Source organism: Autumnicola psychrophila, from assembly GCF_031846645.1.
Classification (GTDB): domain Bacteria; phylum Bacteroidota; class Bacteroidia; order Flavobacteriales; family Flavobacteriaceae; genus Autumnicola; species Autumnicola psychrophila.
In genome coordinates this window covers 421,798-444,073 of sequence record NZ_JAVRHN010000001.1, presented here as the reverse complement: position 1 = coordinate 444,073, position 22,276 = coordinate 421,798, and the positions used below count along the sequence as shown (strand labels likewise).

General features: G+C 39.3%; 18 protein-coding genes and 1 riboswitch. Of the genes, 17 read left to right on the top strand and 1 reads right to left on the bottom strand.

Going from position 1 to position 22,276, the window contains the following annotated elements; genetic code table 11:
* Positions 1-366: 366 nt before the first annotated feature.
* On the bottom strand, positions 367-984 hold the full coding sequence (locus tag RM541_RS01750; protein ID WP_311498503.1) for a hypothetical protein: 618 nt from the start codon (positions 982-984) through the stop codon (positions 367-369).
* A 663-nt stretch (positions 985-1,647) separates the two neighbouring features.
* Here RM541_RS01750 and RM541_RS01745 point away from each other — a divergent pair.
* From RM541_RS01745 to metH, 17 genes are all read left to right on the top strand, one after another.
* A complete protein-coding gene (locus RM541_RS01745) occupies positions 1,648-2,925 on the top strand; it encodes an O-acetylhomoserine aminocarboxypropyltransferase/cysteine synthase family protein (protein WP_311498502.1) in 1,278 nt (425 codons plus the stop codon).
* Between the two features lie 94 nt (positions 2,926-3,019).
* Entirely contained in the window at positions 3,020-6,400 is a 3,381-nt protein-coding gene (gene thrA / locus RM541_RS01740; protein ID WP_311498501.1) for a bifunctional aspartate kinase/homoserine dehydrogenase I, read from the top strand.
* The gene (locus RM541_RS01735; RefSeq protein WP_311498500.1) at positions 6,400-7,560 is read left to right on the top strand and encodes a trans-sulfuration enzyme family protein; all 1,161 of its coding nucleotides are present in this window, start codon (positions 6,400-6,402) and stop codon (positions 7,558-7,560) included. The genes thrA and RM541_RS01735 overlap by 1 nt, the downstream gene beginning before the upstream one ends.
* A 201-nt stretch (positions 7,561-7,761) precedes the next feature.
* The gene (locus RM541_RS01730) at positions 7,762-8,178 is read left to right on the top strand and encodes an RrF2 family transcriptional regulator (protein WP_311498499.1); all 417 of its coding nucleotides are present in this window, start codon (positions 7,762-7,764) and stop codon (positions 8,176-8,178) included.
* A 126-nt stretch (positions 8,179-8,304) separates the two neighbouring features.
* Entirely contained in the window at positions 8,305-8,562 is a 258-nt protein-coding gene (locus RM541_RS01725; RefSeq protein ID WP_311493557.1) for a DUF2061 domain-containing protein, read from the top strand.
* A 2-nt stretch (positions 8,563-8,564) separates the two neighbouring features.
* Positions 8,565-9,194: a phosphoadenosine phosphosulfate reductase domain-containing protein gene (locus tag RM541_RS01720; RefSeq protein ID WP_311498498.1), complete on the top strand. Its 630-nt coding sequence runs from the start codon at positions 8,565-8,567 to the stop codon at positions 9,192-9,194.
* Between the two features lie 11 nt (positions 9,195-9,205).
* Positions 9,206-10,105: a sulfate adenylyltransferase subunit CysD gene (gene cysD / locus RM541_RS01715; RefSeq protein ID WP_311498497.1), complete on the top strand. Its 900-nt coding sequence runs from the start codon at positions 9,206-9,208 to the stop codon at positions 10,103-10,105.
* Between the two features lie 59 nt (positions 10,106-10,164).
* Positions 10,165-11,409 carry a sulfate adenylyltransferase subunit 1 gene (locus RM541_RS01710; RefSeq protein ID WP_311498496.1) on the top strand — a complete coding sequence of 415 codons (1,245 nt, stop codon included), beginning with the start codon at positions 10,165-10,167 and terminating at the stop codon, positions 11,407-11,409.
* A gap of 184 nt (positions 11,410-11,593) precedes the next feature.
* Positions 11,594-13,687 carry a HEPN domain-containing protein gene (locus RM541_RS01705; RefSeq protein ID WP_311498495.1) on the top strand — a complete coding sequence of 698 codons (2,094 nt, stop codon included), beginning with the start codon at positions 11,594-11,596 and terminating at the stop codon, positions 13,685-13,687.
* Entirely contained in the window at positions 13,653-14,456 is an 804-nt protein-coding gene (gene cobA, locus RM541_RS01700; protein WP_311498494.1) for a uroporphyrinogen-III C-methyltransferase, read from the top strand. The genes RM541_RS01705 and cobA overlap by 35 nt, the downstream gene beginning before the upstream one ends.
* Before the next feature lies 1 nt (position 14,457).
* Positions 14,458-15,051, top strand: a complete 594-nt coding sequence (locus RM541_RS01695) for a precorrin-2 dehydrogenase/sirohydrochlorin ferrochelatase family protein (RefSeq protein WP_311498493.1) — start codon at positions 14,458-14,460, stop codon at positions 15,049-15,051.
* Positions 15,044-16,105: an NAD(P)/FAD-dependent oxidoreductase gene (locus RM541_RS01690; RefSeq protein ID WP_311498492.1), complete on the top strand. Its 1,062-nt coding sequence runs from the start codon at positions 15,044-15,046 to the stop codon at positions 16,103-16,105. Before RM541_RS01695 ends, RM541_RS01690 begins: the two co-directional genes overlap by 8 nt.
* Before the next feature lie 269 nt (positions 16,106-16,374).
* Entirely contained in the window at positions 16,375-16,596 is a 222-nt protein-coding gene (locus tag RM541_RS01685; protein ID WP_311498491.1) for a hypothetical protein, read from the top strand.
* Between the two features lie 33 nt (positions 16,597-16,629).
* Positions 16,630-17,658 carry a hypothetical protein gene (locus RM541_RS01680; RefSeq protein ID WP_311498490.1) on the top strand — a complete coding sequence of 343 codons (1,029 nt, stop codon included), beginning with the start codon at positions 16,630-16,632 and terminating at the stop codon, positions 17,656-17,658.
* Positions 17,659-17,798: 140 nt separating this feature from the next.
* Positions 17,799-18,218: an OsmC family protein gene (locus tag RM541_RS01675; protein WP_311498489.1), complete on the top strand. Its 420-nt coding sequence runs from the start codon at positions 17,799-17,801 to the stop codon at positions 18,216-18,218.
* A gap of 160 nt (positions 18,219-18,378) precedes the next feature.
* A riboswitch (SAM riboswitch) is annotated at positions 18,379-18,490 on the top strand.
* Between the two features lie 48 nt (positions 18,491-18,538).
* A complete protein-coding gene (locus RM541_RS01670) occupies positions 18,539-19,558 on the top strand; it encodes a homocysteine S-methyltransferase family protein (protein WP_311498488.1) in 1,020 nt (339 codons plus the stop codon).
* Positions 19,559-19,563: 5 nt separating this feature from the next.
* Positions 19,564-22,242 (top strand): methionine synthase, encoded by a 2,679-nt coding sequence (gene metH, locus RM541_RS01665; protein ID WP_311498487.1) that lies wholly within the window; start codon positions 19,564-19,566, stop codon positions 22,240-22,242.
* The last annotated feature ends 34 nt before the right edge of the window (positions 22,243-22,276 follow it).

Below are 22,276 nucleotides of genomic sequence, written 5' to 3'. Positions count from 1 at the left end.
AATGACGTGCAAAAGGCTATAGGAGTGTATCACTGCTTTAGCATTTTCAGCTGAAGTTTGATTCAGCTTATATACCACTCTTATGAGTAATATATTTTAGGGTTGCAATCAGTCAAATCTTTCCCTGTAAATAATTCGGTACAAATGTATAAAAATTGTTTAGATGAAAAATCCTTTAACTTGTTTTTATAAGTTGTCCGCTGCCCTTTGCTTAAAAAAGCGGGGCCTGGCTTTCGCGGATCGCTTTTCAAAACTAAAAAGATGTAAAAATGCTCCAACAAACGCTCAGTCCTTAGCGCAGATTACAAAAAAAATCCCCGTGATTGTATCACAGGGATTTTAAAGGGAGATTAAATTTCTACCTGTTTAGTCAAAATTATTTATTGCTTCTTCAGCACTGGAACGAGGCAGGAATACCTGTATACCCACCGTTAAACCTAATGAATTTTGGTAATCTTCATTTCCGCCGCCTACTAATCCGTTGTATTTAAGAGCAGCTTCGAGTGCAACACTGTCAGTAAGGAAATAAGAATACCCGGGTCCAAAACCAAAGGCAAAGCCGTTAGTTGTCGATCCACCGGAAATATTTCTACCGGCAAGACCAGCATTTGTTTCTAAAAAGAATTGTCCGGCGGGAACCACATCTTCAACATCAGCTTCTCCTGGACTAACATAAAACCTGGTTAGTGCCTGTGCTCCATAAACAAAAACCCCGTCAGAATCTTCGCTTGTTTTATAGTGTCCAAGATTTACGATTGCACCTAACATGAAATTGTCCGTGATCATAAAACCGGCTTTTGGACTTAGACCAACATTCCAGCCCGCACCATCATTTAAACCGACGTTGAGCCCAAACAGTCCACTACTCGCGGGACTAACGAGGCCGTTTCCCAAATCTGCACCTAACATCAAATTTCCTTCCTGTAATTGTGCCTGAGTAACGCCGAAGGTAAAAAATAAAACGAGAGTCAATAGTTTTTTCATAATGTATTGTTTTTTGAAATTCACTTTATTCTGCAAAGATAAAGCTAGTACCAGAGGACCATATCATTTTATAAATTTCTTGGGACTACTTTAATATTTTTCTTAAAGCCCTGGTGCCGGACGAAATAAGAGAGAGTGGAAAGTGTTTGGTTTATCTTTATAAACTTTACAGGCGAACAATCCTTTTATTGCCGATTTCAGAATTTATCATATCCATACTGAGAATCCCAAAAAAGTAATAATTAATTTGGAAAATAGAATTTTGTGTGGTTATATTTGCCTTAGAGAATAACAAACAATGAAACAGTTCAATTGCGACATGATGATGTGCATGATGTGGAAACCTTCCGCAGTGTACCTTATTGCATAAACTGAAAAGATATTTGCAAAAGCCGCTGCCAATCGCAGCGGCTTTTTTATTGCAGTCATTCGGAAAAAGGTTTTTAATGATTAAAGAAAGAAAAAGTAATATGGCAATTCAAAAACTAGTAGTACGAGAAATGATGATGATGATGCGAATGTGTCACATGATGCGCTATTGCCAAAACTCGGAAGTATAATTTAGTTTATATAGTTCAATTCGGAGTCCCCCTGGTAATAGCTAACTTGGGGGATTTTTTTTAACTTAACGCCAACGAACAGAAGTATATAAATATAGAAATTATGAGTACACAAAAATTTGCCACAAACGCACTTCACGCAGGACACGATGTAACCGCTAATGGAGGGACGCGCGCAGTTCCTATTTATCAATCTACCTCCTACGTGTTTAAAAATTCCAAACATGCTGCCGACTTATTTTCACTGGCAGAACCTGGTTACATTTACACGAGGATTAATAATCCTACAAACGATGTTTTAGAACAGCGGCTTGCTGCGCTGGATGGTGGAATTGCCGGTGTTGTGACAGCTTCGGGAACGGCAGCTATTAATACCACGCTTCTTACGCTGTTAAAAACCGGTGACCACATCGTAGCATCAAGTAGCCTTTATGGGGGTACATATAATCTATTAAGCGTGACATTACCAAGGCTGGGAATCAATACCACCTTTGTGGATCCCGCCAATCCTGAAAACTTTAAAAAAGCAGCAAAGGAAAACACCAGAGCTATTTTTGTAGAGTCTTTAGGAAATCCAAAACTGGATGTTTTAGACCTTAAAGCTATTTCTTCAGAAGCTAAAGCACTCGGTGTGCCTTTTATCGTAGACAACACAGTGGCTACTTCTTACCTGGTAAAACCTATTGAGCATGGTGCCGATATTGTTATTCACTCACTCACAAAATACATTAATGGTAACGGAACTGCACTTGGAGGCGTAATCATAGACGCCGGCAAATTCAATTGGGCTAATGGTAAATTCCCTGAATTTACTGAACCTTCTCCGGGTTATCATGGGCTGGTTTACCACGACGCGCTGGAGGAAGCAGCGTTTATTGCTAAAGTGCGAATCGAAGGATTGCGTGATCACGGCGCAGCACTTAGTCCGTTTAATGCTTTCCAGATACTTCAGGGGCTGGAAACATTAAAAGTAAGAATAAAACAACATAGTGAAAGTGCACTGGAACTGGCAAAATGGCTTCAGCAACAGGAAGAGGTTACCTGGGTAAATTACCCGGGGCTGGAGGAAAGCAAATACTATAAGTTGGCACAAAAATACCTGCCAGAAGGTCAAAGTGGTTTGGTTACGTTTGGTGTAAAAGGAGGTTTTGATTCGGCGCAAACAGTAGCAGATGAAACAAAAATATTTTCGCTTCTCGCAAATATTGGGGATACAAAATCTCTTATTATTCATCCTGCAAGTACAACACACCAGCAGCTGGATGAAAAACAACAAGCTTCTACAGGTGTAACCCAGGATTTAATAAGGTTATCTGTAGGTCTGGAAGATATAGAGGATCTTAAATCTGATTTAAAAGAAGCTTTTTCAAAAATTAAGTAAGAGATACTGTTTTAATTAATTTGTTGGTTGGAAGGTAAGGGGAAAGAGCATTTAAAATGTTCTTTCCCTCATTCTTTCAAAAAAAGGAAAGAAAATGCTAGAGGAAATTCACATAGCAAATTTTAAAAATTCCGCCGGGAAGCTTCAGGATATTAAACTTTCTTACGAGATTTTTGGTCAGCCTTTAGACACGGCGCCGGTTGTGATGATTAACCATGCCCTTACCGGAAATTCGAACGTGGCGGGAGATGAGGGTTGGTGGAAAGATCTTGTTGGTGAGGAAAAATGTATAGATACTAATAAATATACTATCCTTTCTTTTAATATTCCCGGAAATGGCTATGATGGCTTTATTATAGAAAATTATAAAGATTTTGTCGCACGGGATATCGCAGATATTTTTCTTCAGGGTCTGGAAGAGTTGAAAATCGCAAAATTATTTGCCTTGATTGGAGGTTCGCTTGGAGGTGGTATCGCCTGGGAAATGGCCGCGATTAATCCCTCTATTACTCAAAATTTAATACCCATTGCTACCGACTGGAAATCTACCGACTGGCTAATTGCCAATTGCCAGGTTCAGGAGCTTTTTCTTAATAATTCCAGTAATCCTGTGCATGATGCGAGAATGCACGCAATGTTGTGTTACCGCACGCCAGAATCTTTCAAATCCCGTTTTAAGCGTAGTACTAATGAAGAGCTGCAGGTCTTTAATGTAGAAAGCTGGTTGTTACATCATGGTAATAAACTCCAGGAGCGATTCCAGATTGGAGCTTACAAGTTGATGAATCAATTATTAAAGACTATAGATGTTGCCCGTGGCAGACCCGAATTAGATAAAATACTGGAGCGAATCGAAGGGAATATTACTATTATCGGAGTAGATTCAGATTTATTTTTTACTGCTGAAGAAAACAGGGAAACGCACCGCCAGCTCGCACAAAGCAGTAACAAGGTTACATACAGCGAAATTCATTCTGTTCATGGTCATGATGCTTTTTTAATAGAATCCAGGCAGGTAGAGCAGATCATTTCCGGAATTTTTCAGCAGGGAAATAAGCTGAAAATTGTCAAATTTGGCGGTAAATCTTTGTCTAATGGAAATGGGATTAAAGCAGTTCTGAATATTATTGAGGATAAAATAGAAAGGCAGGAGCGAATAGGGGTGGTAGTTTCTGCAAGGGGGAAAACAACAATTCAACTTGAAGACTTGTTGGAAATGGCTGCTTCAAATCAGGATTACAGCGATGCCTTGAGGAAATTCAAAAAATATCAGATTGGCGGTTATGATGGTCTGGGTTTTTCAGAAGAATTTAAAAATATAGAAAATATACTTGAAGGAGTTCGTTTGCTTGGCGATTACAGCTTTAAGGTAAAAGATCAGTTGCTTGCCCAGGGGGAAATAATATCAGGTAAATTTATAACGGAGGTGCTGCAGCAACGGGGTCATAAGGCCCGTTTTACAGATGCCCGAAAGCTTTTAAAAACCGATGATAAATTCGGTAATGCCCAGCCTCTGGAAGCAATTTCAAAAGAAAATTTTCTTAAACACTTTGGAGTACATAATGGGCAGACAGTGAATGTTATTACTGGTTTTATTGGGTCAACATCAAATGGCGATACTACCACTTTGGGTAAAAACGGAAGCAATTACTCTGCGGCACTACTGGCAAATTACCTGGATGCAGAAGAATTGCAAAATTACACCCATGTCGATGGGATTTTCACCGCAAATCCAGATTTAGTTAGGAATGCGCAACGTATCGAGGAACTTTCTTATAGTGAAGCGAATGAATTGGCAAATTTCGGTGCTACGATTTTGCACGCTAAAACAATTATTCCTTTAATTGAAAAAAATATTCCGCTACGGATTTTAAACACGTTTAATAATGATAACAAAGGAACTTTAATTACCGCCAAACCTTCGAAAGAAGGAATTAAGTCATTATCGGTTCTTGAACATAATTCATTGCTCAATCTGGAAGGCCGCGGGCTTTTAGGAAAATCGGGAATTGATGCCAGAATTTTCCGGGCGCTCGGGGATAGCGGAATAAGTGTAAGTATCATTTCACAGGGATCTTCAGAAAGGGGTATAGGTCTTGTGGTGGATGCTCAAAATGCAAGTCGCGCAGTGAAGGCCCTGGAAAGGGAATTTGAAAGTGACTTTTATTCCAAGGATGTGAATAAGATTTCTGTTGTAGATGATGTTTCGGTAATATCAATAGTCGGGCAGGACCTGAGTACTTTTCATAAACCTTATAATGCGCTCATCAGGAATCAGATCGTGCCGTTGCTTTTTAATAATACTGTCACCGGAAAAAATGTGAGCCTGGTTGTTAAAAGAACTCAGCTTCATAAAGCACTGAATGTAATTCACGGTGAAATTTTTGAGGTTTACAAAAAAATTAATATTGCCATTTTTGGACATGGAAGTGTAGGAGGAACCTTAATTGATCAGATTTTACATTCGGCTGCTTCAATTGAAGAACGGAAAAAAATTAAACTGAATGTTTTTGCTGTTGCCAATTCCCGAAAGCTTTTGGTAGATTCCGAAGGTCTTTCTGATGACTGGAAAGAAAAGTTGCAGACATCAGAAAAAGAATCTTCAGTTTCAGAAGTAATCGATTACGCGCGGCTGCATCATTTAGAAAATCTCATTGCAATTGACAATACCGCCAGTAAGGATTTTGTTCAGCAGTATTCCAAACTGGTTAAAAATGGATTTGACCTTATCTCCTCCAATAAAATTGCAAACACGTTAGATATGCATTTTTATAAAGGTTTGCGGGAAGATTTGGAAAAAAATCAGAAGCGATATCTTTACGAAACAAATGTAGGTGCGGGACTTCCGCTTATAGATACAATTAGAATACTACATCTTTCCGGAGAAAATATTACCAGGATAAGAGGTGTATTTTCCGGAACGTTAAGTTATCTCTTCAATACATTTTCTTCAGAAAACAGACCGTTTAGCAGTGTCGTTAAAGATGCTATTGATAAAGGCTTTACAGAACCTGATCCCAGGGAAGATTTAAATGGAAATGATGTGGGCAGAAAACTACTTATTTTGGCAAGGGAACTTGATTTGCAAAACGAGTTTGAAGATGTGAAAATTAAGAACCTGGTTTCGGAAGATTTAAGAGACGGCGATGCAGGAAGTTTTATTTCAAATTTGGTGAAATTGGATGAAAGGTATCAAAAGATAAAAGACCAACAAGAACCAAATCATGTTTTGCGATATATAGGAGACCTTTCCGGAGATTTGCAACAGGACAAGGGTGAGCTGGAAGTGAACCTGGTTTCGGTTCCAGCAGATAGCAGTCTTGGGCAGGTGAAGGGTGCCGATTCAATTTTTGAGATATATACCGAATCTTACGGCGATCGTCCAATAGTAATTCAGGGTGCCGGTGCCGGTGCTGCTGTTACTGCAAGAGGTGTATTTGGAGACATATTAAAATTATCAGAAAAAAAAGCTTAATGGAAAAATTTGAAACTATTGCGGTAAGAACTCAAATGGAACGTTCACAACATTTAGAACATTCCACGCCAGTGTATTTAACTTCCAGTTATGTATTTGAGGATGCCGAGGATATGAGGGCTTCATTTTCAGAAGAAAAAGATAGGAATATTTACAGCAGGTTTACCAATCCCAATACTTCAGAATTTGTTGATAAAATCGCAAAAATGGAAGGTGCAGAAACCGGGTATGCTTTTGCCACCGGGATGGCCGCTGTATTTTCAACGCTTGCGGCATTATTGAATAGTGGCGATCACGTTGTTTCAGCAAGATCGGTTTTTGGTTCTACACATGGTTTGTTTACAAAATATTTTCCCAAATGGAATATTTCTCATAGCTACTTTAATGTAAATGAAGTTGACAAAATTGAAAGCCTGATAAAACCGGAGACAAAAATTCTTTTTGCTGAAACCCCTACAAATCCTGGTGTCGATATTTTGGATTTAGAGCGGTTGGGTCAAATTGCCAAAAAACATAGCCTAATTTTGATCATTGATAACTGCTTTGCAACGCCATACCTGCAAAATCCAATAAAATTTGGAGCAGATCTTGTAATCCATTCGGCAACGAAGTTAATTGATGGTCAGGGACGTGTTTTAGGAGGTGTTACGGTCGGTAATCCAGAATTAATCCGGGAAATTTATCTTTTTTCACGAAATACAGGCCCTGCTTTATCACCATTTAATGCATGGGTGCTGTCCAAGAGTCTTGAAACTTTGGCTGTAAGGCTGGACAAGCATTGTGAAAATGCTTTAAAAGTAGCGGAATTTCTGGAAAAAGAGCCTAATGCTGAAAATGTCAAATATCCCTTCCTGAAGTCACATCCGCAGTATGAAATTGCCAAAAAGCAAATGAAACTGGGCGGAAATATTATTTCCTTCGAAATAAAAGGCGGGATTGAAGCCGGAAGAAAATTTATTGACAGCGTGAAATTGTGTTCCAGAAGTGCAAATTTGGGAGATACACGTAGTATTGTGACGCATCCTGCATCTACCACGCACAGTAAGTTAAGTGAGGAAGACCAGCTGGAGGCAGGAATTACTCCTGGTCTTGTAAGGGTTTCTGTAGGACTTGAACATGTAGATGATATTATTGCTGATTTGAAGCAGGCGCTTAAATAGTCTGGAGTTCTTAGTTTGTAGTTGGTAAGCAAAAGTTTCCATTCTTTTTAAGGAGGGGTAGCCCATAGACCGGTGACTTTTTGAAGTTGAAAGTGTGATATTAAAGTGCGAATTTAAAAGTTGTAAATAACGTCACGGGGGAGTTATTCAAACCACGAACTCTAAACTTAAAACTTTTTCAAATTTAGCTATCTTTGCGTTATGCTTTCAAAAAAGACAAAATACGGAATAAAAGCATTGTCTTATATGGCAAAACAACCGGAGCATGAACCGGTGCAGACCTCTGAAATTGCCAGGAGTCAGAATATTTCCCAAAAGTTTCTGGAAAGTATTCTGCTGGAACTGCGAAAGTCAGGTTTCCTGGGAGCCAAGAAAGGTAAGGGCGGAGGCTATTATCTAATTAAAGAACCTGAAGAAATAAAAATGACTTCGGTGATAAGGGTGTTGGAAGGACCTATAGCGATGGTTCCGTGCGTTAGTCTCAACTATTATGAGAAATGCTCAGATTGTCCAAGTGAGGAAAAGTGCTCTGTTCATGCCCTTATGATCCAGGTAAGAGACAGCACTTTAAAAATTCTGGGAGATAATACTTTAGCTGATTTAGCTGTAAAGGAGTAGGATCCCACAAATAAATGTTAAATCCTGTAAATTAGAGCTCTAATTAGTTGGAGTAATTGAAATTGAAGTTTACATTTGCAGTATAACCTAGTAACCCGATAGGGTAATAGAATAATAAGAATTACTATGCTTATGTTGCTTGACCAGACGAAGACGAAAAAGAGTTACAAAAAAGACAGGGCTGCAGAAAAACCGATGCGCAGTATTGCAAAAACCGTCAGCTGGAGAATAGTGGGAACAATGGATACGGTAGCGATATCGTGGGTGTTGACTGGTGAGATAAAGACAGCTATGGCAATAGGCTCTGTAGAATTGGTTACAAAAATGATACTTTATTTTGGTCACGAGAGGATCTGGAATAAAATAAACTTTGGAAAGGAATAGTTATGAAAAAGTATAACGAACAAGAACTAAAAGTGCTTAATCAGCAATTAAAGGGGATTACCCCGGCTGAAATTGTGCAATGGGTTATTTCAAATGCTGAAAAACCTGTAGTAACCACTAATTTTCGTCCTTACGAGGCAGCTATTCTTCATGTATGTTCTAAAATAGATCCGTCTGTAAAAGTGATTTGGTGTGATACCGGGTATAATACTCCGCAAACCTATAAACATGCAAAAGAAGTTATAGATACACTTCAGCTTAATGTAAAGCTTTATACGCCAAAGCAAACCGCTGCATACAGGGATGCACTTTTTGGAGGAATACCTGATGTAAATTCATCTCTACATGACGAATTTACAAAACAAGTTAAGCTAGAGCCTTTCCAGAGAGCAATGAAGCAGCAACAGCCAGATGTGTGGTTTACTAATCTAAGAAAGGGGCAAACCTCTTTTAGAAATAGTATAGATATACTTAGTTACAGCAAAGACGGTATGTTAAAGGTTAGTCCGTTTTACCATTGGAGTGACGAGAAGCTGGATGCTTATCTCGAAGAACATGGTCTGCCAAATGAATTTAAGTATTTTGACCCTACAAAAGTTTTAGCCAATAGAGAGTGTGGTTTACACGCTTAAAAAATATATAAATGAATTCGATACTAAATCAAAATACCTTAGAAAGCGAAGCTATTTACATCTTTAGAGAGGTAGTGGCACAGTTTGAAAACCCGGTCTTGCTCTTTTCCGGCGGAAAAGATTCCATTACCCTGGTTAGACTGGCTCAAAAGGCGTTTCATCCTGCAAAGATTCCTTTTCCTTTAATGCATATAGATACTGGTCATAATTTTCCCGAAACCATAGAATTTAGGGATAGACTGGTAAGGGAATTGGGACTTGAGTTGATAGTGCGTCATGTACAGGACGATATAGACAATGGTAAATCCATAGAGGAAAAAGGTAAATATTCCAGCCGAAACGGACTGCAGACAAATACACTTCTTGATGCTATAGAAGAATTTAAATTTGATGCCTGTATTGGGGGTGCAAGAAGAGATGAGGAGAAAGCCAGGGCGAAAGAGCGAATTTTTTCAGTAAGAAACGATTTTGGAGAGTGGGACGAAAAGAATCAGCGTCCGGAAGTATTTGATATGCTAAATGGAAGGATTGAAATCGGACAGAACGTAAGGGTTTTTCCGATTTCTAACTGGACAGAGCTTGACGTGTGGAACTACATCGATCAGGAAAAAATCGAAATTCCGTCTATTTATTTTGCGCATGAGCGTGAGATATTCGAAAGGGATGGTTTAATCTGGACTGCTTCAGAATATGTATATAAAGAAGAAGATGAGGTTACAGAAAAGCGCAGCGTAAGATTTAGAACAGTTGGAGATATTACCTGTACAGCGGCGGTAGAATCCAAAGCAGATTCTATTCAGAAAATAATTCAGGAAATAAGAGAGTCTTCAATTTCTGAACGTGGTGCAAGAATAGATGATAAACGCTCTGAAGCTGCGATGGAAACCAGGAAGCAGCAAGGTTACTTTTAGAAACCGTTTCCGAAGAAATTATCTCAAGCAAAGAACAGAATTTAACGATTTTAGAAAAAATGGAAGTTTTAAAAATAGCAACAGCAGGTAGCGTAGACGATGGTAAAAGTACACTTATAGGTAGGTTGCTTTACGATACACAGTCCCTTACCTCAGACAAGATCGAGGCAATCGATAAAAGCAGTCGAAAAAAAGGTCTGGATTATCTGGATTTTTCTTTGGCTACAGATGGTTTGGTTGCAGAGCGGGAACAGGGGATTACTATAGATGTTGCTCATATTTATTTTTCTACAAAGAAAAAGAGTTACATCATTGCTGATACTCCCGGGCACGTTGAATATACCCGGAACATGGTAACAGGAGCGTCGACTTCTCAGGCTTCAATAATTTTAATTGATGCCAGAAAAGGAGTGATCGAACAGACGTATCGCCACTTTTTTATAAATAACCTGCTTCGTGTAAAAGAAGTTGTGGTGGCAATCAATAAAATGGACCTGGTAAACTATTCTGAAGAGGTTTTTAATGAAATTGTTGCCGATTTTAGAAAACTTCAGGAAGAGAGCGACTTTAAAGAACAAAAATTGACATTTATTCCGGTAAGTGCACTATGGGGAGAGAATATTGCTGAAAAATCTACAGCAATGCCATGGTACAATGGAGACACCGTTCTTGAGCATCTGGAAAATGTCAAAGCTGAAGATTTTCAGGAAACTTCACAGGCGCGTTTTGCCGTACAAACTGTGATTCGTCCTAAAACCGATGAGCATCATGATTTTAGGGGTTATGCAGGGAAAATTACAGGGAACAGCCTTAAAGTAGGGGATGAGGTAACTGTGCTTCCATCTTTAACAACTTCAACTATAAAGGAAATATTCTTTTTTGATGAGAAATTTCAAGAAGCACCGGCAGGAAGCTCAGTAACCATTACTTTGGAAGACGACATTAATGTGGCGCGTGGAAATACCCTCGTAAAATCTTCAGAAGTGCCGAAAGAGTCAAAACAACTAAATGCTACTATTTGCTGGATGGACGGGAAAGCTCTTGTGCCGGGAAGTAAATACGTGCTTCAGCATAATACTAACGGAGTAATGGCGAAAATTGACAAAATTGAGGGTCAGGTTTCTACAGATTTTGGAGGGATCAGCGAAGCTTCATCACTTCAGCTTAATGAGATAGGCCAGGTTTCCATTAAATTGAGTAAGTCCATTTTTGCAGATAACTTTGAAAAAAATAAAGCAAATGGACGTTTTATTCTTGTGGATACACAAACAAATACAACTTCCGGAGTTGGCTTTATAAAGTAAGAATCAAATGAAATTAAAAAAAACATCATTTTATAAGTATATGTGTATGCGCTGTACAGCAAATACTTAGAAGACCGTTTTTATAACATCCAATTATAAAAGGTTCTTTTTAAGCGTAAAAACTAAAAGAACCTTTTTTATCAAAATCCTGTTTTTCAGGTGATAAATTAAATTTTTCAATATTATGCAAAGTTTTAGAACCGAAATAGAAAATCCTGTTGTTGAGAACGACATTATAGACCTGGAAAAAAGAATCAGGTTGTTCCGTGAAGGTAAAGCCGATGAGGAGAAATTCAGGAGTTTACGTCTTGCACGGGGTGTTTATGGACAAAGGCAGGCAGGAGTTCAAATGGTTCGTATAAAACTTCCATTTGGTAAAGTTACTTCTGAACAGTTACACAGGATTGCTGATGTATCTGATGAATATTCCCGGGGGAGGTTGCATATTACTACCAGGCAGGATATTCAGATTCATTATGTGAGCCTTGACCGCACACCAGAATTATGGTCCCAACTGGAAAAAGATGATATAACACTTCGTGAAGCCTGCGGAAATACGGTAAGAAACATCACGGCTTCTCCAACTGCGGGGATAGACGTAAATGAGCCTTTTGATGTTTCCCCTTATGCTCACGCTGCTTTTCAGTTCTTTCTACGGAATCCTATATGTCAGGAAATGGGGAGAAAGTTTAAAATGTCTTTCTCTTCTTCAGATGAAGATACTGCGCTAAGTTACCTTCATGATTTGGGCTTTATCGCTAAGATGAAAGATGGAAAACGCGGATTTAAAGTAATGCTTGGTGGAGGTTTAGGTTCTCAGCCAAGACATGCAGATGTGCTTTATGAATTTATAGAAGCAGATAAAATAATTTCCCTTATTGAAGGAGTATTACGTGTTTTTGACCGTTATGGAGAGCGGGCAAAAAGGATGAAAGCAAGAATGAAATATCTTGTGAAGGATTTTGGAAAAGATGCTTTTATGGAATTGGTAGCGGAGCAAAATACTGCACTATCCAAAAAAGAGCCGAATATTGAAATTGAAAAGTTTGAAGCAGCACCACCTTTACAGGAGGTAGAAATTCCTTCAGTAGAAATTGAAGATCAAAAAGATTTCGAACTTTGGAAAAGCACAAATGTACTTCCACAGAAACAAGAAGGATTATTTGCTGTAGGTATTCGCGTACCTTTAGGAGATTTTTATACAGGAGGTGCAAGGAAACTTGCAGATTTAGTGAAAAAATATGCCGGAAATGAAATTAGGTTAACTTTAAGGCAGGATATTTTGATCCGTCACGTTCGCGAAGAGTTTCTTCCGTTCTTTTATTCAGAATTAAAAAAATTGGGATATGCGGAAACCGGTTATGATAAAACAGTAGATATTACAGCCTGCCCGGGAACAGATACCTGTAACCTTGGGATCGCCAGTAGTACAGGAATTGCCGATGTTCTTGAAGATGTCCTGAAGGATGAATATCCGCAATTTGTAAACGGAAGGGATATTACCATTAAAATTAGTGGTTGTATGAATGCCTGTGGTCAGCATAACATGGCTGAAATTGGCTTTCAGGGAATGTCTATAAAAATTGGAAAAACGGTAGCTCCGGCACTTCAGATCTTACTTGGAGGAGGAACTCTTGGAGACGGAGAGGGACGCTTTGCAGATAAGGTAGTTAAGGTGCCAAGTAAAAGAGGCCCTGCGGCTTTCCGGATTCTTTTAAACGATTTTGAAGCAAATGCAGCTTCTGAAGAAAGATTTATTGAATACTACGATCGCCAGGGGAAAACATATTTCTATGATTTACTAAAGGATATTGCCGATACATCTAATTTCACTGAAGAGGAATATGTTGACTGGGGTCATGAAAAACCTTATATTAAGGCAGTTGGAGTTGGTGAATGTGCCGGGGTGGTGATTGACCTTATTGCAACGCTTCTTTTTGAAAGCGAAGAAAAAATTGATAATGCAAAAAGCGCGCTGGATAGAAAAGACTGGGCAGATAGTATTTACCATGCCTATACATCTATTGTGAATTCGGCTAAAGCCTTATTAATTGCTGATGATGTAAAAACGAATACACAGGCAGGTATTATTTCTCAATTTGATGAGCTTTTTGTGGAAACAGGAAAAATTGAACTTTCCACTTCCTTCAAAGAATTTGCTTATCAGTTGAATGAGCATGAGCCTTCAGAAGCTTTTGCTGTAAAGTATTTAGAAGATGCGTCTTTATTTCTGAAGAGAGTAGATGCATATAGAACAAGGGAGGTACGACATGCATAATTCATCCAGGTTAACAATAGTAGGAGCGGGGCCGGGAGATCCGGAATTGATAACGCTAAAAGCGTTAAAAGCGCTCGAGTCAGCCAACGTGGTTCTATACGACGCGTTAATTAACCGTGAACTATTAGAATATGCCCCACAGGCAGAGCATATATTTGTGGGGAAACGCAAAGATAAACATCGTTACTCGCAGGATGAAATAAACGAGCTGATTGTAAAATATGCGTTGGAGCGCGGACATGTGGTAAGACTTAAGGGAGGAGATCCCTTTGTTTTTGGAAGAGGTTCTGAGGAAATTAATTATGCGAAGAGCAAAGGACTGGAGACTGGAATGGTTTCCGGAATTACTTCGGCTATATCTGTTCCGGCAGGTGTGGGTATTCCGCTCACGCAACGTGGAACTTCCGAAAGTTTCTGGGTAATAACAGGAACTACGACACAGAAGAAATTATCTGATGATGTACGTCTGGCAGCGCAATCTACGGCAACCGTTGTGATATTAATGGGAATGAGCAAACTGGCCGAAATTGTTGATATTTTTAGTCATTTTGGGAAAGAAGATATGCCCGTTGGAGTAATTCAGAATGGAACGACGGTAAATGAAAAGTCAGGTTTTGGAACTATTTCGACTATTGAAAAGGTGGTTTGTCAAAAAGGATTAACAGCACCTGCAATAATTGTTATTGGCGAAGTGGTAAAGGAAAGAAATCAGGTACACAGGATTTTTGAAAATCTGGAGGTAATTCCTGAAAACAACCCAAAAAACTAACATGGAAGAGCGAAACGAATTATACCCTGTTTTCTTAAAGGTCAATCAATTGAACATTCTCGTTGTAGGGGGTGGAAATGTGGGGCATGAAAAACTGTTTTTTTTATTGAAATCCAGTCCAAATGCAAATGTTGAAGTTGTGGCCAAAAAGTTCCTGCCCGAAACGGCAGAACTTGCAAAGAAGCATGGTGTAAAAATGATCAAGGGCCGGTATAGAAGAAAATATTTAAAAAAGCGGCATGTGGTAATTGCGGCGACTAACGATGCTAAGCTTAATAAGCGGGTTCACAGAGATGCAAAAAAACGCTATTTACTTGCTAATATTGCCGATACACCAGACCTCTGTGATTTCTATATGGGCGGAATTGTAAATAAAGGACATGTGAAAATTGCCATTTCAACCAATGGAAAATCACCTACGACTGCAAAACGCCTGAGGGAATTTTTCGAGGAAGTGATTCCGGAGAATGTGAACCAGATGGTGGAAAATTTGAATGAGTATCGAAAATCCATTAAAGGTGATTTTGAAGCCAAGGTGGAACAGATGAATACAATAACCGAATCGTTGAAAGTTAAAAAAGATAATAATGATTAAGACAGATATCCTGATAATAGGAGCCGGCCCCACGGGATTATTTACCGTTTTTGAGGCGGGACTATTAAAGTTGAAAACACACCTGATAGATGCTTTGCCACAACCTGGCGGACAGTGTTCTGAGATTTATCCAAAAAAACCAATCTATGATATCCCTGCATTTCCGGAAATTTTAGCCGGGGATTTAGTAGGAAATCTTATGGAGCAGATCAAACCTTTCGAACCTGGATTTACATTGGGTGAGCGTGCAGAAACTCTCGAGAAACTGGACGACGGGACTTTTATAGTGACTACCAATAAAGGTACAAAGCACCATGCTCCTGTAGTGGCAATTGCCGGTGGATTAGGGTCTTTCGAGCCAAGAAAACCACCTATTGAAAACATCACTGACTATGAGGACAAGGGAGTTTCTTATTTCATTAAAGACCCTGAAGTTTACCGCGATAAAAAAGTTGTTATTGCAGGTGGTGGAGATTCTGCCTTAGACTGGGCAATTTATCTTGCAGATGTTGCATCTGAAGTTGCACTGGTTCACAGAAGACGTGAATTCCGTGGAGCATTGGATAGCGTAGAGCGTGTTTCTGAGCTTGCGAAACTTGGTAAGATTGAAATGATTACCAATGCTGAGGTTGTTGGACTAAGAGGTGAAGATCAACTTGAAAAAGTAGTAATTCGTCATAAAGATACCGCAAGGGGAGAAGAATTTAGGGAGGTAGATGATTTTATTCCGCTATTCGGACTTTCGCCAAAACTTGGTCCTATTGGAGACTGGGGTCTGGAGATCGAAAAGAACGCTATTAAAGTGGATAATTCTTACGATTATCAAACCAATATTCCCGGAGTATACGCAATTGGAGATGTGAATACTTACAAAGGAAAATTAAAGCTGATTCTTTCCGGTTTTCACGAAGCTGCGATTATGTGCCAGAGTGCTTACGCGAGAATTTTCCCGGATAAGAAATATATCCTGAAATATACCACCGTTGGAGGTGTTCAGGGCTTTGATGGAAGTAAAAAGGAAGCTAAAAAAGAAGTTGTCCAGAGTATAGGATAAACTTTGAGATTTTAATAAATGGTCGAAAATTGCCTTTCCTGGCAATTGTTTCGGCCATTCTTTTTTATTTCAAACGGCATTAACTTCAGAATTTTCTCTATTTTCATCAAGATGATCTTAACCCGGTTGAATTCCGCAGGACAAACAGCGGACTGAAATTGTTATAATGCTTTCCAGAAATTTATTATTTTCGGCAAATAATAAATAATAGCGTAAAGTTTTTACAGCTATTCTAATTTTTCATTACTCAAAATCATCCCCACCAAACAATGCACAAAAAATTACATTTTTGCCTATTTCTGGCAGTTTTAATATTATCATCATGCCAGAAAGACGATACTCCGCAAACTGACTATTCAATTAAATCCGAAAAATATTTTGAGCTGATTAGTCAGCATGAAAATGGCTGGATAAAAGAAGCGAGATATGGTGGAGATGAACCTACAAAGGAATATGAGTATTATGAAAACGGATATATAAAATCTGCATAGTTATATTCCAGTGTTCCGAATCAACACCTGTACATGGAGGTAAGTCGTAGTGAAGATAATAAACCTCTTTGGTCTAAATATTATAATCCAGATGGAGACTTATGGTTTGAAACCAGATATGAAAATGGACTTCCTTTAATTAAGAAAGTTTATAGTGAGAATGGTACAACTGTTTATAATTACAGCAGCGGGGATCTTACTTCAACTGAATTTACAGCGGCTGATAATGGCAGTTTTCAGAAATTGGCATTCGATGCAGGCACCGGCCAGCGAACTCTCACCATCACAAAAAACGAAGAAACAATTCTGAACGAAAACTATCCTTACCAGGAAAAGTTTGGTTCCGGAATTAATACCAATGCGTATATGCCTCTGGGTAATCCATTTGGCGTATCTGAAACCTCCTATTTTCACATAGATGAATCTTTTTCTCAAAGCCTAACCTGGCATATTAATGTAAATCCGCTGGAATATATGTTTCCCTACCGCTTGTTTGATGGGTTTTCTTACAATAATTACAGGCCTCAGTCGGGTGTGAGTCTTGCTGTTACCGATAACCTATACCAATCGATCATCGAACAGTACCCGGTGACCGAAGACGGTGTTCTTGTAGGGTGCTTCAAATATCAGCATGGGTATGATAATTTTAATTCCGCCGGCAAGGCTGGAGATTCGCTTAGAGAGGTATATCATGAAAACCCGGATTTGTTTGAATTGAAGTATGGGGACCAATATATTTCTAAGGTAGGTTACGGGAAGAATTATATTATCATAGGTGCTATTCGAAATTTGCCTACCAATGGCAATGCGGCCAATAATATCAAAGACTTAGCACGAAGGCAAATGCAGACCATCATTTACGATTATGAAAGCATTTCTCCTGAAGAGCAGGAAATACTGGATAAAGTTTGGTTTGAATTGAAATTCTTCTCCACTTTAAAAGAGCATAGGAATGGTGTAGTCCTGAATTCCTATGAGGATTATCTTGATGTTGTGCAAGAAGTTGAGGACGCGGAGCTGTCGATAATTCAACTTTTTTACAGCCGCTTTGAATATTTATAATCCAGTAATTCCGGAAAAAAGGAATTTGAATTCGGCTATTGTTTGACGACAAAACAATTCCGTATCATCTATTGCGCCAACTGAAGTTAAGGGAAAACGGTGATTTATTTTTTCTACCTTTGCTTAAAATTTATAATTAAATGAAAGTATTCCTCACCCGATTAAACGACGCATATCATTTTGAAACCAAAAATGAGCGTGGAGACGTAGTTCATCTGGATAATAAATCTGAAGAAAATCCGCAGGGATCTAGTCCTATGGATCTTATACTAAGAGGTGTAGCCGGCTGCAGTAGTATTGATGTGGTGATGATTTTAAAGAAGCAACATTTAGAACTGGATGACCTTCAGGTAGAAGTTGAAGGATTTCGGGAAGATGGAGCAATACCTAATGTTTTCAAGAAAATCCATCTTAATTTTATGCTGAAGGGGGACATTCCGGAAGCAAAAGCAAAAAGAGCAGTTAGCCTTTCTATGGAAAAGTACTGTTCAGTGTCAAAAATGCTGGAAAAAGCTGCCGAAATATCTTTTGAAGTTAATTTAAATGAAAAGCTCATTTAAAACTTTAAAATATAAATTGAAAGATTTAATGAGATAAGGGAATAGAGAGATAATAACTATTTAGCTTTTTCCCTCTTTCCCTTTTTAACTTTTCGTTCAATTCACTTGCAAATTCAGGCCTTAGCCTTATATTTGCCAGGCAAGTTCATTAATTTAAACACCGTTATCAAGAAAGGTTGAGGGATTAGACCCGCTGAAGCCTTGGCAACCCTCCTGTAATGGGAGAAGGTGCTACGTTCTACCATTCCGGAAACGCTGTGGATAGATAACAAAAGAATCTTTCCTCTCTTCTTTTTTGATAATATTTTGAAACGAATAGCATGTCAAGAATAGAAGATTTAATTTCTCAAAAAATACTGGTTTTAGATGGTGCCATGGGGACCATGCTTCAGGAATATAAATTTTCTGAAGAAGACTTCCGTGGTGAACGTTTTAAAGATTGGCCTGTTTCTTTACAGGGTAATAATGATTTACTTTCTTTAACACAACCTGAGGCAATTGCCGAAATTCACCGCAAGTATTTTCTTGCCGGTGCCGATATTGTGGAAACCAATACCTTTTCTGGTACTACCATTGCCATGGCAGATTACCAGATGGAAGACCTTGTGTATGAGCTGAATTATGAGTCTGCCAGAATTGCTAAAAAAGTAGCTACAGATCTTACTGCAGAAAATCCTGAAAAACCGCGATTTGTTGCAGGTGCAATTGGCCCCACCAATAAAACGGCAAGCATGTCGCCAGATGTCAATGATCCCGGGTACAGGGCAATTTCCTTTGAGGAGCTTAAAGTGGCTTACCGGCAACAGGCACAGGCGTTAATAGACGGCGGAGTGGATATTCTGCTGGTTGAAACGGTATTTGATACTCTTAACGCAAAGGCAGCCTTGTTTGCCATAGATGAACTTAAGGAGGAATTAAACGTAGATGTTCCGGTTATGATTAGCGGAACTATTACAGATGCCTCGGGGAGAACCCTTTCCGGGCAAACTGCTGAAGCTTTCCTCATTTCGGTTTCCCATATTCCGCTTTTAAGTATCGGCTTTAACTGTGCTTTAGGTGCAAAACAGCTTACTCCGCATCTTGAAGTTCTTAACAGGTACGCAAATTCCGGAGTTTCGGCTTATCCCAATGCCGGTCTGCCCAATGCATTTGGGGAATACGACCAGGATGCGGAAGAAATGGCCGATCAGATCAATGAATATCTTGAAAAACGACTGGTAAATATTATTGGTGGCTGTTGCGGGACTACCCCAAAACATATCAGCGCAATTGCCGAAGCAGTTAAAAATTACCAGCCGAGAAAAATTCCAACCAGGATTCAATATACAGAAAGCATATAATCTCCATGTCAGAAATTAGACCTTTAAAACTCTCTGGCCTTGAGCCTTTAGTGATTACCCCCGACAGCAATTTTGTGAATGTTGGAGAGCGTACTAATGTTGCAGGTTCAAAGAAGTTCCTGCGGCTTATTAAAGAAGAGAAGTTTGATGAAGCCCTGGAAGTTGCAAGAGATCAGGTAGATGGTGGTGCACAGATCATCGATATAAATATGGACGATGGTCTTATCGATGGAAAAGAAGCCATGGTGAAATTCCTGAACCTTGTAGTTGCCGAGCCGGATATTGCCCGTGTTCCTATCATGATTGACAGCTCAAAATGGGAAATAATAGAGGCCGGGCTTCAGGTAGTGCAGGGAAAATGTGTGGTGAACTCCATCAGCTTAAAAGAAGGAGAAGAAGAATTTGTTAGCCACGCGAGGAAAATAAAGAGATACGGTGCTGCGGTAATTGTGATGGCTTTTGATGAAGTAGGACAGGCTGATAATTATGAGCGGCGGATAGAGATTGCCAAAAGATCTTATGATATCTTGGTCAATAAAGTAAAATTTCCTCCTGAAGATATCATCTTCGATTTAAATATTTTTCCTGTTGGAACGGGAATGGACGAGCATAAGCGTAATGCCATAGATTTTATTGAAGGAACACGTTGGGTAAAAGAAAACCTTCCGCATTGCAGTGTTAGTGGTGGGGTAAGTAATGTTTCATTTTCCTTCCGGGGGAATGATCCTGTAAGGGAGGCGATGCATTCCGTTTTCTTATACCACGCGATAAAGGCCGGAATGAACATGGGAATTGTAAATCCTGCACTTCTGGATGTTTATGACAATATCCCAAAGGATTTACTGGAGCATGTAGAAGACGTAATTCTTGACAGAAGGGAAGATGCGACCGAACGTATGCTGGATTTCGCAGAAAATGTAGTAGGGACAAAACGTGAAAGTAAGGTAGATCTTTCCTGGAGGGAAAAGCCGTTGCAGGAGAGGATTACCCATGCCCTGGTGAAGGGAATAGATGCTTATATTCTCGATGATATCGAAGAAGCCCGGCAGGAAGCAGATAAGCCTATTGAAGTTATTGAGGGCCACCTGATGATCGGGATGAATGTGGTTGGGGACTTGTTTGGAAGCGGGAAAATGTTTCTTCCGCAAGTGGTGAAGTCTGCCCGGGTAATGAAAAAAGCGGTTGCTTATCTGCTCCCTTATATTGAAGCTGATAAATCACAGAAGCGGCAGTCGGCAGGGAAGGTGCTTATGGCAACGGTAAAAGGAGATGTGCACGATATTGGTAAAAATATCGTAAGCGTTGTTTTGGGATGTAATAATTATGAAATTATAGATTTGGGGGTGATGGTACCTTCAGAAAAAATTATAGAAACTGCCAAAGCCGAAAATGTGGATGCGATTGGGCTGAGTGGTTTGATCACACCTTCGCTGGATGAAATGGTTTTTCTTGCAAAAGAAATGCAGCGTCAGAACTTTGAAGTGCCTTTGTTGATTGGTGGTGCGACAACTTCTAAAGCTCATACTGCCGTAAAAATAGATCCGCAATATAATTATGCTGTAGCGCACGTAAATGATGCTTCGCGTGCAGTGACGGTTGTAGGTGATTTGCTGAAGGAGAGTACAAGGGAAAAATATAAAAGCGATCTTAAGGAAGAGTATGATAAATTCCGTGCAAACTTTAAAAAGCGTGGTAAAGTAAAGAGTTTCCTTAATCTGTCGCAGGCCCGCCGGAATAAATACAAAATTGACTGGAAAAATACTTCCATTAAAAAACCGAATAAACCAGGTATCCAGGTTATTGACGGTTTCGACATAAGGAAACTTGTTAAATATATCGACTGGAGTCCGTTTTTTAGAAGTTGGGATTTGCATGGTCGGTATCCAGATATTCTGAAAGATGAAAAAGTTGGCGAACAAGCAAGCATTCTGTTCAATGATGCAAAACACATGCTAAACAGGATCCTTGATGAAAAACTGCTGAAAGCAAAAGCAGTATTTGGACTATTTGAAGCTAATACAGTCAATAATGATGATATTGAAGTCAGCTATAAAGAAGATTCCGAAGAGAAAACGTTGCTTTTTCGCACATTAAGGCAGCAGCTTAAGAAGCACGGTGAAAAGCCAAATTTCGCCCTTGCAGATTTTATAGCGCCAAAGGAAACAGGAATCCAGGATTACCTCGGATTCTTTTGCGTAAGCACAGGATTTGGGACCAGCGATCTTGCAGCACAATTTGAAAAAGATCATGATGACTACAATTCTATCATGATCAAAGCCCTTGCCGACCGTCTGGCTGAAGCTTTTGCCGAATATCTTCATAAACAGGTTCGAACTGAAGATTGGGGTTATGCTCCAGATGAAAATCTTTCTAATGAAGAGTTAATAAAAGAAACTTATAAAGGAATAAGACCGGCACCGGGATACCCGGCCTGTCCCGATCACCTGGAAAAACTGAGTATCTGGGAGCTTTTAAAAGTTGAGGAGAGAATTGGGGTGAAATTAACTGAAAGTCTTGCGATGTGGCCGGCCGCAAGTGTAAGTGGTTACTACTTTGCAAATCCTGAAGCCCGATATTTCGGACTAGGAAAAATAAAAGAAGACCAGGTAAAAGATTTCGCGGAAAGAAAAGGAATATCATTCGAAAAAGCAGAGAAATGGCTCAATCCAAATATAGCGGATTAGAATTGAGAAGTTAGATTGAAATATTTAGAATTGG